This window comes from Criblamydia sequanensis CRIB-18, assembly GCF_000750955.1.
In the GTDB taxonomy this organism is placed as follows: Bacteria; Chlamydiota; Chlamydiia; order Chlamydiales; family Criblamydiaceae; genus Criblamydia; species Criblamydia sequanensis.
This window is the reverse complement of sequence record NZ_CCEJ010000005.1, coordinates 15,761-27,679: the sequence shown is the minus strand read 5'-3', so window position 1 is coordinate 27,679 and position 11,919 is coordinate 15,761. Positions and strand designations below refer to the sequence as shown.

Sequence of the window (11,919 nt, the reverse complement as noted above, 5' to 3'; positions counted from 1 at the left end):
TTGCTTGAGGCCATACGAATAGTGATCGCGAGAGACGGGACTCGAACCCGCAACTTCCGGCGTGACAGGCCGGTGCTCTAACCAATTGAACTACTCCCGCAAAAGTAAACGAGTTGGGCGCAACAGGACTCGAACCTATGACCGCCTGTGTGTAAGACAGGAGCTCTACCAACTGAGCTATACGCCCTTTTGCTTTAACACTTTATTGCTTAACGTAAGCTTCAAACTCGGATCGTTGTTTGTCTTGCGACCTAAGCTTTTCATCTTTATTTACTAACGCTTAAAGTTAACGTTGTAAATGAAGCACTAAATCTACAGGTTTTGTTAATTTCCTGCAAGACGCAAATTATCTTATTGTGGAATAAGATGTTAAGAGGAAAAGACAGAATTACTTAAGAGGGAGCCATTTTTCATTCACATTGAAACGCTTCTTTGTATGGCGCAGTTGTTCGCTCTCGATTTGCTCCTCGTTGCTTTTTTTGGGGAAGTATTCAATCAGAAGGGAATCAATTTTTTTCTTTAAGCCGCTTAGGTGCTTCCAATCTACTTCCTGAAGGGACTGAGTATTCTTTAATAATTTATCAACGGAGGATTTTTTAACTTTGAGTTTTGTAAAAATTTTAGGGTCGACTTCTTTTAAACGAGATAAATTAGTTTCGATGTAGCGTAATAGTTCTTTTTGCTCATTGGTTAGATTCGTTTTTTTCTTAACGGGTTTGCCTTGAGCTTTATCCGCTTCATCTAAAAGTTTATTTAAAGCGATTTGACGCATGCCCTCATCAAGAAAACCTTCTACTTTTGTAAAATTTGTTTTTGCCATAAGTAAAACCCTAAAATTCAAGGTTTTTAAGAAAGTTAACTTAAATCATGCTCTCAAATACCATTTTACCAAGATTGTTGAAATATGACAACATAGGGTAAATAAAGGGTTTCCCCTAAGAGGAACTTTTAAATCAATGATAGTAAAAATGTTAAGATAAAGATCCGTTAAATTTTAATTTGACGAATCTTAGGGTTTTTATTATACCTTAGATTTTACTAAGCAGATTCCTGTACTTTTAAGCGTAATAGGCAGATGGAAGAATTAAAAACGGATGTAGTGGTTATCGGGTCTGGTCCTGCCGGGCAAAAAGCGGCTATTCAAGCGGCTAAACTCGGCAGAAGCGTCATTGTCGTGGAAAAAGATGCCGATCCGGGAGGCAACTGTCTTTATAATGGAACGATTCCCTCCAAATCCTTGAGAGAAGCAATTATAGATCTTACAAGATTCTACGAGCGCCAATATCGTGATGTCCGTGATATAAAAGATGTCTCCATTCAAGATTTAAATAGTCGTCTTTCCCAAGTTATCAACGAAGAAAAAACGATGATTGCGAGGCAATTTAAAAAAAACGGCATCCGATTTATTAGCGGTCTTGGGAGATTTGAAAACCCGAATACTCTTCTTGTTCTCGATAAGGAATTCCGTCTTGCCTATACCATAAGAGCCGATTTTTTTATTATCGCGACAGGCTCAAAACCTCGCAACCCGACAGGGGTGCCTTTTGATAATGAAGTTATTTTAGACTCCACCCGTCTTCTTGGGATTGATAAAGTTCCCAATACCATGATTGTTTTAGGGGGCGGTATTATAGGTTCTGAGTACGCAAGCTTTTTTGCAGCTCTTGGCACGGAAGTCACAATTATTGACAGAAAGGATCATATTCTGCCTCTTTTAGATGCAGAAATCGGGATACATTTGCAAACGGCTTTAACAGATATCGGCCTTAAGTTTAGAGGTAAAAAAGAACCTACTGAAATAAAGAGAATTGGGGATAAGGCTTTTGTTCAATTTAAGGACGGCTCTTCTCTTGAAGCGGACTGTCTTTTATATGCCTTGGGGAGAGAGGCGAATACGGAATCGCTTCGTCTCGAAAATGTGGGTTTGTCTAAAAATGAAAAAGGGTATCTTTCCGTAAACCCGCTCTTCCAAACGGGTAATTCGCATATATACGCGGTTGGAGATGTCATTGGGGGACCTTGTTTGGCATCAACAAGTATGGAACAAGGAAGGCTTGCGGCAAGGCATGCTTGCGGTGCAGAAATTCACCATTTTCCGACCTTCTATCCTATCGCTATTTGGACTATTCCTGAAATTTCTTGCTGCGGCTATACAGAGGATGAGCTTAGACAACTTGGATTTCAGTATGAAGTAGGAAGGGCTTACTTTTATGAAATTTCAAGAAGCCATATTGTAGGCGGCACTTCGGGACTAATGAAACTTATTTTTCATAAGGAAACCCTTGAAATTTTAGGGATTCATGTGATTGGAAGAAATGCTGCGGAAGTGGTTCATATTGGCCAGGTCGCAGTAAGCTTCCATGCTAAAATCGATTATTTTATAGATCAGATTTTTAATTACCCGACTTATGCCGAAGCCTATAGGATTGCGGCACTTAACGGAATTAACAAAATTAAACGGCTTAGGTAATGTCTTTAGAATTTGACTTTTTTAAGGCCATAGAGAGACTTCATTCCTCCAAATTTAAAATAATGCCCCGCATTATCGCTTTTATCAGCAGCCTTCTCTTTATCCCTTTTATTCTTTTTCTCTCAATTACGGCCTTTTTATCCACTTTGGCAAGCGCTCTTTTCTTAAGGAAGAGCCGTTGGCTTAATAGAATGGCGAATGATCATATTTCGTGGGTAAAAAAAGCCTCCGCTTACGCTGCCGCCTTTTTTATTTCGGCGTTTAGTCCGACCCTTGGCTTTAGCTTAATGATGGTTTACTTCCATTTGCATAAAGTAAGGCTTATAGATTTAAAACTCTTTCAAACAATTTTTGAAGCTTTTGTGAAAGAGTAGTCATATTTTAAGAAATAACGTCCTAGGTTCGAGCGTAGCGCCGCCTTCAAGCATAATGAAAGCGTTATCTTTTAGGTTTATTTCAACTATCTTGGCGCTATCTGGATGAGGGGTTGTAAGAAAGGGGAGAGCTAATAAAAATTTCAATATCGACATTCTTTAAGGGGTAGAAGGTGGAAAGGAAGGAAACGTAACAACTTAAAGAAAATAAAAAAAGGATTTTTATAGTCTTAGAAGAATTAGCCCCTAGATTGACTGGCCGCTATCTTCTTTTTTGTCGATTTCTTTCTTTTCTTGTTTTTTTCGATCATAGTTTCTTGTGGACTCTTGAACGATGCGGTGATGGAGCTCTTCAAACTTCTCGGCTTTTTTCAATTCCTGCTCCTCTTTTCGTTTTGCGTTTTGCTTTTCAAGCTCTTTTAAGCGGCCCCCTTCCTTGTTCTTCTCTATACTGGCGGCATCCTTTACTTGAAATTCACTTCTGATAGAGCTTCTCTCAGCTTGTCTCCTATGACTTTTTTCATCTTTATTAAGAGAGGACTTTTCACCTTTTTCTTCTTTGGCAACTCTTTTATTTTCGGCAGCTGCTTGCAATAAAACCGCGACAGCTTGGCTCAAATGTTCAGACTCCTCGCCTGTCATACTTGAGATACTAGCGCCTTCATTTTCTATGACTTCTTTAACCTTGCCTTTAGAGCTAATTAATTCCACCTTTTCAATGCGGTCTCCAAATTCCTTATAAAACTCTTCAGACAGTTTGATGTGGTTTTTTTCATCGATAAAGACAAGTCGGCCGGCCTCGAAATATTCTTTTAATTTATCTAATTTGCCGCTTGTTTCATCAAGATAAAGAACCGTAATATTTTTGACATTTCCGGCGTTAATGTCCTTCATTCCTTTGATAAGACCAATCTCAAAATCAAAGTTAGATTTATTAGAAAACTGTGAAAAATTAGCAGGATCCATAAATGACCTCTCAATCTAAATTAACCAATTATGATTTACTACGAGGGGATTTTTTTACTTCAGGAGTTAAAGGGTGAGGTTCTTGTTTTATTTCTCCTTTACGATTCTCTTCTTTTTCCCTAGTCTTTTTTTGGGCGTATGACTTTACAGAATTTTGCACGATTTGCCTAATATTGAATTCTCTTTCATTTTCTTTTTCTTTTTCACGTGCTTCTCTTGATGCTTTTGCCCAAGCTTCTAACTCAGACTGATTGGCAAGGGAATCCTTTAGAGTTTGGCTTTTGACAGTGATTCTTTTTTCTTTATAAAGGCTATCTGGGTCTGGTTTATCCGAGGAGGCAGGGGTTTGAGCTTCTTTTTCTTTGCTTTTTCCGAATTTGGTGCTGCTTTTGATTCTCTCATTCTCATCCATCAATTTCTTTTCTAGAGCTTGATTTAGAATTTTTTCAAGAGCTTGAGATAAATATCGAGATTCTTCTCCGGTCATTGTCCCAATTTTAACTGAACTTCCTTTTAGTACCCTAACCTGGCCATTGGCGTTCTTAATTTTGATTTCATTAATGGCTTTGCCTTGTATTTTCGATTGTAAGCTTTCGCTGAATTTAAATTCGTTTTCGCCATACTGAAGGACATAGTCCCGGTTTTCATTCATATATTTATGAATTTTTTCCGGGGTTTTTGCTTCTTTAATTTTAATATCAACTAGATTTTGAGAACCTAAATCGGATAGGCCATTTTTACTAAGAAAGTGGACAGTGACCTTTCCGCTTCCTTTTGGAGCTGAAGCTTCAGAAATTGTTGAAGGTGGTATATCTGGTATGCCTGAACCTTGTATGCTAGAAAACCGAGCCATAATAAACTCACAATGTATTTCTTTGTAAATTTATTATACCACCTTTTGTGTGATTTTTTTAAAATAATCTTACTTAATAGTAATATTTTATTGTAAATATAGTTTATATCTTTATCTTTTCTAAAAATACAAGGGAATTTTTTTCCCCATGAAAGGAATAAAAGGAGTGTTTGTTGCTGGACACTCCCTTTATGTAAATTTTAAGAAATCACGCAGTTGCCTTTTTTCTTATCTTGCTTTTTCAAATGCCATTGAGTTCTTATAGCGCTGTCTAACAGTTTCACGTCTTCGTCTTTTAAAACAATAGGATCAACATTTTGCGTCAAAGGTTTGTATCCACTACCACTTTTAATAAAAATTTCTTCGACAGCTCCGGAAATGGCTATATCATACATTTTTTGGGTCATTTCCACGGATTTGAGGATTCCGTTTTCAAAATTTGCTACAGCAAAACCCTCATTTTTAGCAATTTCGTTGTATAAGCCCTGCTTTTCTGAGCTTTTAACGTCTTCAGAAATAGGCACTACTATCATTGCAAAAACTGAATTGGTCTTTTCGGCTGAATTGAGAGTTGCTTTGCCAACTTTTAATTCAACTAAATAAGCCCCGTTGTTTACAGAATCAGTAGATTTAAGATTTAATTCATCCACTCTCATATTATTCTCCTTAATGCATAATTTGTAAGATCTTAATAAACAAAGACATTTTTATAATATCAGATAAATCTGATTAATTTGCAATAAGAGAGTTTTTAGTTTTTAAAGAGACTTCGCTTTTGTAAAATTAAATTACAATTTTATTATAACTAATTTAATTTTTTGTGATCTTAAAATCTATATGATCCCCTTTAAGAAAAAGTTCGATACGAGAGCCCGGGGGCACCTTTCCCTCCAGGATTGCCTTGGCTAGCATATTGACCACATCTTGTTGAATGAGTCTTTTTAGAGGGCGCGCCCCGAAATGCGGATCGTAACCTTCTTTAGCTAAGAATTTTACAACGTCTTCTTTCCAGATAAGAGCGGCTTTTCTCTCTTGAAGGCGCTTTTCCACTTGGTGCAGTTGGATAAGAACAATTTTTTCCATGTCCTTTTCTTGCAAGGGGAGGAAGGGAAGGATATCATCGAGGCGATTGATAAATTCGGGTCTAAAATGAGTCTTAATGGCAGGTTCTAAAACGGCAAGAATTTCCTCTTTATTTAAAGAAGTTTTCTTTTCTTCCATTTTAGAGAGTAATTTATCCGAGCCGATATTTGAGGTCATGATAAAAAGCGCGTTTTTACAATTGACGACCCGCCCTTTGCTGTCGGTGATCCGTCCGTCATCAAAGATCTGTAGAAGAATATTAAACACGTCATGATTTGCCTTTTCAATTTCATCTAAGAGAACAACGCTATAGGGCCTTCTTCTAAGAGCTTCTGTGAGCTGGCCGCCTTCTTCATACCCAACATAGCCGGGAGGCGAGCCTATCATTCGGGCTACAGAGTGCTTTTCCATGTATTCTGACATATCTAAACGAATGAGGGCTTCTTCCTCATCGAATAGAAACTCGGCCAAAGCCTTGGAAAGCTCTGTTTTACCAACCCCGGTTGGACCGAGGAATAGAAAGACGCCAACCGGTCTTCCCGGGTCTCCAAGGCCTGTTCTTGACCGTCTGATAGCTTCAGAAACAGAGTGAACCGCCATTTCCTGTCCAACCACTCGTTTTGAAAGCTCTTTTTCAAGATTTAAAAGCCTTTCAGCTTCACCCTCCATCATCTTATGAACCGGAATGCCTGTCCATTTAGAAACAATATGAGCGATCAGATTTTCATCGACTTCTTCTTGCAAGAGCCGATTAGGCTTGGAATTTAATTTTTCTTGAATGTCGTTTATGGACTTTAAAACGGCCGGAATTTCTTGATAGCGAAGCTCTGCGACCCGATTGTAATCGGCTTTTCTTTCAAGTTCCTCTTCTTTAAATTTTAGCCTTTCAAGCTCGTCTTTCTTTTTCTTTAAGTCATTTAAGAGCTCTTTTTCTTGTTCCCACTCGGCTTTAAGTTTGGAAAGGTCCTCTTTAATCTTGGCAATTTTTTCGCTGATGACTTGCAGTCTGCCTTCTTCTACCGCACCTTTCTCGCGCTTTAAAGCTTCTTGCTCGACAATTAAGGCTGAGAGCTCCCTTTCCTTGTTGTCTATAGGCAGAGGCCGGCTGCCGATTTGCATGCGTATTAAGCTTGCGGCTTCATCAATTAAATCGATCGCTTTATCAGGAAGCCTTCTATCCGTGATATAGCGATAGGATAAATAAACAGCTGCATGGATCGCAGACTCGGTGATTCTAACGCCGTGAAAAATCTCATACTTCTCTTTTAACCCTCGAAGGATGGCTATAGACTCTTCTGGGCTTGGTTCATCGACAAAAATGGTTTGGAAACGTCTTTCAAGGGCGGCATCTTTCTCGATGTATTTTTGATATTCATTTAGAGTTGTGGCCCCGATGCAATGCAAGAAACCTCTTGCTAAAGCAGGTTTTAAAAGATTTGCAGCGTCCATGGATCCTTCCGCAGAACCCGCCCCAACGAGTGTATGAACCTCATCAATAAAAAGAATAATTTTGCCGTCGCTATCTTCGATTTCTTTTAAAATGGCTTTAAGACGCTCTTCAAACTCTCCTCGATATTTGGTACCGGCGACCAAACTACCCATGTCAAGAGTTAAAAGTTCTTTATTCTTTAAGGAATCCGGCACATCTTGTGTTACAATCCTTTGGGCTAACCCTTCCGCTATCGCTGTTTTCCCAACCCCCGGTTCACCAATTAGCATAGGGTTATTTTTCGTCCGTCTACTCAAAACTTGCATGGTCCGTCTGATTTCTTCATCACGTCCAATCACAGGATCAATTTTGCCTTGCCGGGCTAAGGCTGTAAGGTTGCGGCAATATTTTTCAAGAGCTTGCATAGTTTGTTCGGCGTGAGGGGAGTCCATGTGCTTTGATCCTCTGATTTTTCGTATAAATTCTTCGAGCTGCTTTAAGGTAATGCCGGTGGCTTGTTTCCATTCTCTAAAGGGGGAATTGCCATTTTTCCAATATGAAATAAGGAAATGGTCGCCGCTTGTATACTCATCTTTCCATTGCTTTGCAATTGATTCAGCGTCAGCGATACGGCTTTGTAGAGAAACGCTTGGATGAGGGGGCTTAGCTTCGCCGCCAACATATTTAGCTCCGCTTTCCAACACTTTTTTAAGTTCGCTAACAAGCGGAGTTGTGTTCGCTTTTAAATTATTTAATAAGGAGTTGAAGTAGCCCTCTTTTTCTTTTAAAAAAGCGAGAAGCAGGTCGTTATCGTTTACTTCAGTGGAATGTCTCTCTTGGGCTTCTTTAAAAGCGGTTTGCAGCGCTTCTGTTACCCCGTCCGTAAAATTTTCCTTCATGAGATAAGCCTCCGGTCTTACGCGAAAATTGATCCATTTTAATGGAATTCAAATTAAAGCTATTTTATCTCAAAGGTGAAAAATAATGAAGGGCTTAAGCCCTTCTTTTTTCTTAGAATTTTAATTTTTTAAGCCAAATTCTTAAGAGACTGACTCTAAGTGCATTCATGAGGGCGCCATTTAGTTTCAGGCATGGATCCCAGGTGATTTATGTTTCTTGACGCCACAAATAGGTAGTCGGAAAGCCGGTTTAAGTAAATTAATACCGCATCCGCCACATCTCCTGATTCCGCAAGAGGTATAATTTTTCGCTCAGCTTTTCTGCATAAACAGCGAGCCATATGCAATAACGCCCCGGCTTGATGGCCACCCGGCAAGATAAATGCTTTTAGAGGGGGAAGCGTCTCTTCCATCTCGTCGATCCATTTTTCTAATTTAAGGGTTTCCTCAGCATCAAAACGTGTTTTTGAAATTTTTTTTGGAGGAGCAATGGTTCTTGGGGTGGCAAGTTGCGCTCCAAGATCAAATAGGGAATGCTGAATATGAATCAATTGTTCTCTAACCTTATCAAATTGAGAATCAGAGGGTAAGAAAGAAAGGCTTGCGCCGATTGTGCTATTGCACTCATCGACCGACCCAAGAGCTTCAATATAGGGAGAGTTTTTAGCTACCCGATGGCCCGAAAAAAGGGAGGTTTGTCCTTGATCCCCGGTTTTTGTATAGATTTTTACACCTGACATAAATCCTCAATAAAATAGGCTTAAATTAGTTTTCTTCCAGAAATTAGTTTGATTTGAAAAACATAATTACTCTTGGGTTTAAACACAATTCTAATAGGAATTTTGACCCGAAATAACTATCATTAAAAAAAGGATTTGAATTTATGGCATACTTTTTTTTACTGATAGCCATGTTATTTGAAATTATGGCGACTTCTTCATTAAACCTTTCACACGGGTTTACAAGATTTATCCCCTCGATTATTTCCATATTAGGCTATGCCATTTCGTTCTATTTCTTAAGTTTGACTCTATTAACTATACCTGTTGGCGTGGCTTACGCTATTTGGTCAGGGGTTGGTATTGTGTTAATTAGTGTTATCGGTTTTTTTGCCTTTGGGCAGAGACTTGATTTAGCCGCCATTATAGGCATCTCCTTCATCATAGCAGGCGTTCTTATCATTCACCTTCTTTCCGGCACGGCTTCACACACCCAAGGTTAAGAGGGACTCGCACCCTCAAGCGCTTTCTTTAGTGATTTGACTTCTTTTGAAGGTTTCAGGTGAGCGGTTAATGATTCATATTGCCTAAAGTAGTCCCAGGCTTTCAAATAGTGGGACCTTTCAAGAAAAAGGGCGCTTAGATAAAAAGCTGAAATTGGGTGTCTATTATCCAGTTGATGGTATTTTTCAAGCCAATCGAGCGTTTCTCCCGGCCGATTCATTTTAGAGTAAAGTTCCGCCATCAAAAAGTAGCCGCTATAAAAATTCGGGAACTTTTTTAAAAGATCTTCTAGTTTCGTTTTCTGTTTTACAAGATCGCTTCTTGTCTCACTCTCATCGCTGCATAATAGATGAAGGGCTTCCTCATCCACTCTTTTTAAAAGAAAATCTTCTGCGATAGTATTATTATGCAGGTAGAATTTGGATGGGTTTGAGGCTGCTTTTTGCAAGCAATAATACGCTTCTTCTTTTCTGCCTAAAAGGGCGTTTGTAAACCCAAGCATTTCCTGTAAAGAAGAGTAATCGGGAAGATAGTTTTCAGCCTTGCGATAGGCATTAAGCGCTTCTTCATAACGACCTTTCTTTAGGTAGTAAGAGCCTCTATTTATTTCCGCGAGGCCGACGACTTCCTTGATGGAATGGGTTTCAAGCGCTATTGTAAAAGGGTTAAGATAATGATCAGTATCTACGTGAACCCCTCTTGCTGTCGTTTCAATATTTATTTCCCGGCCATTATCTAAATAGCGGAGGTATATGTGTCCCGGGGGAGTGACTGCTTCAAGAGAAAGATCAAGCCTTTGCGCTAGAGATAAGTATAGAATAGAAACCCCTAGGCAAACCCCTCTTCTTGAATCCATGACAGACGGCAATAAGGTATAGCGATCCATACTTTGAACCGATTGAGGGGGAAAACGAAATCGCATCTTATCAAAAACAAAACTATTGATGGCTTCAATTTTTTCAGGGGGGCTTGCGTTTGCCGGAAGAGTGGATGCAATCTCTAAAGCCATCAAATCGAGTAAGATTTCATAATAATAAACGGATTCGATGGATCCATCGAGGGAGTTCAAGAGAACGGCCCTTGCTAAATCAATTTGATCTTCAGGAAGATTCAAAATTTCATTTTCAGTTTGAGCCAGATTCCCTTGTAATTTCCTATTTCCGAGATGAGCCCCAAGTCTTGATAAATCTTTTAAAACATTTCCTGAAAAGGAAACCTTGTCTGAAATATTTTCCTGGCATATTAAGCTGAGCCAAAGATTTGGATCTAAGGGAGGTGCGGCTAAATCCTTTAAATTATCACACTTAATTTTCAGCAACTGGTAAAGATGTCTTAGGGCCGTCTCTCCCATATTGGTATCCTTATAGAGATAGATAAAGGCTAAGTGCTCTGAAATGGAGCTTGGGTTTAAACTGCTATAGAGAACTTTAACTTTTTCTTCTTGGGCCGGATAAATAGTAAAAAATGGAAAAATAAGAAAATAAATTAACAAAAATAATTTCATTTCTAAGCCAGATTTTAGTTTGTAAAATATTAAGATTGTTAATATTATTTAAGTTTATTATAAAGGTTATATAAATGATTACATCAATTGAAAGCCTTCCTTTTTGTGTTAGGGAGAATTGCGAAATCACTTTTACACCAAAAAGTAATTCTGACGTGACAAGCGTTTTCTTTCAAGTTAGAAAGAGTGAAGAAGAGTGGAGAGTCATTTACAAAATCACTCTTATGAAGAATGCAAAAAAAAAAGTGTATCGGGAAGTCAAGTTAAAGCAAGGCGGAAGATGTCTCGTAGGGTTTTTTCAACAACCCTTTGAAAAGTCCGGCCTTTCGCTTAATTTAGGGTGGGACAATATATCAGAGCGAGATCCGCTTGCCAATCAGAACCTGATGGTTCTTTCAGTTTCTAAAGAAGGCTTAAGTGTCAAAAGTGACTACTTAAACCCTTGATTTGCGACTAACCGATCGGAAAGCAAGGCCCTATTTTCCAACTCCATCACAATTACAAAAAAGTGAAATAATCTGTTGATGCAGAACATCCTCCCTCGTTTGGAAAAGATATTACGCTCACGGCAATCATCCAGAATTAGTCATATCTTTTTCATCTTTGTCTTTCGGCAATGTTCAGACATTGCCTTCAAGCCAATCTAAAAAATCTATTGACACTTTGCGGCGCTTCGCCGTGGATTAGGCGCAAATCAAGGGTTAAGAGTCTAATGGCTTAATATCATTATCGCATTGAAAGTAATTGCTTCTTAAAAGACAGCCGTTATGGGTTGAGCTAATGGTGAAAAGGGTTTGATTAAATAGCGAGCCAACCTTATCGGCCAGATCTTGAGTTTCATTGAGATTTAATGAGACTCCTTTTTTCTCAAAAACAGGGTCCCAAAAACCGATTAAGAGGCTTTTAGATTGATCAAAAGTGAATCGTTTTTCAATAAGCTTTTGATTTTCAAATCTTAAAAGCAGCGTTGCTTCTTTGATATTTGACTTGCTTTGATTAATAACGATCTCAACTTCTTCAATATCACTCTTAAAGTTTTCTTTGGGGTGCCAGGTTAAAGAGGTTTTTTCCTTATAGGAATCCCCAATAAAAATAGGATTATTATGAATCATAAAACC

General features: G+C 38.6%; 12 protein-coding genes and 2 tRNA genes. 4 read left to right on the top strand and 10 right to left on the bottom strand.

Features of this window, described 5'->3' with window-relative positions; genetic code table 11:
• Nucleotides 1–26: 26 nt before the first annotated feature.
• The 3 genes from CSEC_RS06180 to CSEC_RS06170 all read right to left on the bottom strand — a co-directional run bounded on the left by CSEC_RS06180 (nt 27) and on the right by CSEC_RS06170 (nt 820).
• Nucleotides 27–100 (bottom strand) — tRNA-Asp (locus CSEC_RS06180).
• Between the two features lie 14 nt (nt 101–114).
• Nucleotides 115–187, bottom strand: a tRNA-Val gene (locus tag CSEC_RS06175).
• A gap of 201 nt (nt 188–388) precedes the next feature.
• A complete protein-coding gene (locus CSEC_RS06170; protein ID WP_041017592.1) occupies nt 389–820 on the bottom strand; it encodes a hypothetical protein in 432 nt (143 codons plus the stop codon).
• Between the two features lie 255 nt (nt 821–1,075).
• Between CSEC_RS06170 and sthA the strand changes: the two genes are divergently transcribed.
• Together sthA and CSEC_RS06160 are read left to right on the top strand one after the other, a co-directional pair.
• Nucleotides 1,076–2,470, top strand: a complete 1,395-nt coding sequence (gene sthA, locus CSEC_RS06165; RefSeq protein WP_041017591.1) for a Si-specific NAD(P)(+) transhydrogenase — start codon at nt 1,076–1,078, stop codon at nt 2,468–2,470.
• Entirely contained in the window at nt 2,470–2,844 is a 375-nt protein-coding gene (locus CSEC_RS06160; protein ID WP_041017590.1) for a hypothetical protein, read from the top strand. The genes sthA and CSEC_RS06160 overlap by 1 nt, the downstream gene beginning before the upstream one ends.
• Nucleotides 2,845–3,090: 246 nt before the next feature.
• Here the strand turns inward: CSEC_RS06160 and CSEC_RS06155 are convergent, their stop codons facing one another.
• The 5 genes from CSEC_RS06155 to CSEC_RS06135 all read right to left on the bottom strand — a co-directional run bounded on the left by CSEC_RS06155 (nt 3,091) and on the right by CSEC_RS06135 (nt 8,814).
• Entirely contained in the window at nt 3,091–3,810 is a 720-nt protein-coding gene (locus CSEC_RS06155) for a hypothetical protein (protein ID WP_041017589.1), read from the bottom strand.
• Nucleotides 3,811–3,838: 28 nt separating this feature from the next.
• Nucleotides 3,839–4,663, bottom strand: coding sequence for a hypothetical protein (locus CSEC_RS06150; protein ID WP_041017588.1), 825 nt, complete (start codon nt 4,661–4,663; stop codon nt 3,839–3,841).
• Between the two features lie 200 nt (nt 4,664–4,863).
• Complete coding sequence (locus tag CSEC_RS06145; protein ID WP_041017587.1) at nt 4,864–5,319, bottom strand: hypothetical protein; 456 nt, start codon at nt 5,317–5,319, stop codon at nt 4,864–4,866.
• A 154-nt stretch (nt 5,320–5,473) separates the two neighbouring features.
• Nucleotides 5,474–8,074, bottom strand: a complete 2,601-nt coding sequence (locus CSEC_RS06140; protein WP_041017586.1) for an ATP-dependent Clp protease ATP-binding subunit — start codon at nt 8,072–8,074, stop codon at nt 5,474–5,476.
• 155 nt (nt 8,075–8,229) lie between these two features.
• Complete coding sequence (locus CSEC_RS06135) at nt 8,230–8,814, bottom strand: cob(I)yrinic acid a,c-diamide adenosyltransferase (RefSeq protein ID WP_041017585.1); 585 nt, start codon at nt 8,812–8,814, stop codon at nt 8,230–8,232.
• Between the two features lie 143 nt (nt 8,815–8,957).
• On the opposite strand from CSEC_RS06135, the gene CSEC_RS06130 reads away from it, so the two are divergent.
• A complete protein-coding gene (locus tag CSEC_RS06130) occupies nt 8,958–9,296 on the top strand; it encodes a DMT family transporter (RefSeq protein ID WP_041017584.1) in 339 nt (112 codons plus the stop codon).
• On the opposite strand, the gene CSEC_RS06125 is transcribed toward CSEC_RS06130, so the two are convergent.
• Nucleotides 9,293–10,801 (bottom strand): transglutaminase family protein, encoded by a 1,509-nt coding sequence (locus CSEC_RS06125; protein WP_053331839.1) that lies wholly within the window; start codon nt 10,799–10,801, stop codon nt 9,293–9,295. The two genes, CSEC_RS06130 and CSEC_RS06125, sit on opposite strands and share 4 nt — an antisense overlap.
• A 74-nt stretch (nt 10,802–10,875) precedes the next feature.
• On the opposite strand from CSEC_RS06125, the gene CSEC_RS06120 reads away from it, so the two are divergent.
• Nucleotides 10,876–11,247: a hypothetical protein gene (locus CSEC_RS06120; protein WP_041017583.1), complete on the top strand. Its 372-nt coding sequence runs from the start codon at nt 10,876–10,878 to the stop codon at nt 11,245–11,247.
• A 255-nt stretch (nt 11,248–11,502) separates the two neighbouring features.
• Here the strand turns inward: CSEC_RS06120 and CSEC_RS06115 are convergent, their stop codons facing one another.
• A complete protein-coding gene (locus tag CSEC_RS06115; RefSeq protein WP_154017642.1) occupies nt 11,503–11,913 on the bottom strand; it encodes a hypothetical protein in 411 nt (136 codons plus the stop codon).
• Between the last annotated feature and the right edge of the window lie 6 nt (nt 11,914–11,919).

Excerpts from the sequence above, each read along its gene's own strand:
- CSEC_RS06170 (WP_041017592.1), bottom strand. The coding sequence starts at position 820 with ATGGCAAAAACAAATTTTACAAAAGTAGAAGGTTTTCTTGATGAGGGC.
- sthA (WP_041017591.1), top strand. The coding sequence starts at position 1,076 with ATGGAAGAATTAAAAACGGATGTAGTGGTTATCGGGTCTGGTCCTGCC.
- CSEC_RS06160 (WP_041017590.1), top strand. The coding sequence starts at position 2,470 with ATGTCTTTAGAATTTGACTTTTTTAAGGCCATAGAGAGACTTCATTCC.
- CSEC_RS06155 (WP_041017589.1), bottom strand. The coding sequence starts at position 3,810 with ATGGATCCTGCTAATTTTTCACAGTTTTCTAATAAATCTAACTTTGAT.
- CSEC_RS06150 (WP_041017588.1), bottom strand. The coding sequence starts at position 4,663 with ATGGCTCGGTTTTCTAGCATACAAGGTTCAGGCATACCAGATATACCA.
- CSEC_RS06145 (WP_041017587.1), bottom strand. The coding sequence starts at position 5,319 with ATGAGAGTGGATGAATTAAATCTTAAATCTACTGATTCTGTAAACAAC.
- CSEC_RS06140 (WP_041017586.1), bottom strand. The coding sequence starts at position 8,074 with ATGAAGGAAAATTTTACGGACGGGGTAACAGAAGCGCTGCAAACCGCT.
- CSEC_RS06135 (WP_041017585.1), bottom strand. The coding sequence starts at position 8,814 with ATGTCAGGTGTAAAAATCTATACAAAAACCGGGGATCAAGGACAAACC.
- CSEC_RS06130 (WP_041017584.1), top strand. The coding sequence starts at position 8,958 with ATGGCATACTTTTTTTTACTGATAGCCATGTTATTTGAAATTATGGCG.
- CSEC_RS06125 (WP_053331839.1), bottom strand. The coding sequence starts at position 10,801 with ATGAAATTATTTTTGTTAATTTATTTTCTTATTTTTCCATTTTTTACT.
- CSEC_RS06120 (WP_041017583.1), top strand. The coding sequence starts at position 10,876 with ATGATTACATCAATTGAAAGCCTTCCTTTTTGTGTTAGGGAGAATTGC.
- CSEC_RS06115 (WP_154017642.1), bottom strand. The coding sequence starts at position 11,913 with ATGATTCATAATAATCCTATTTTTATTGGGGATTCCTATAAGGAAAAA.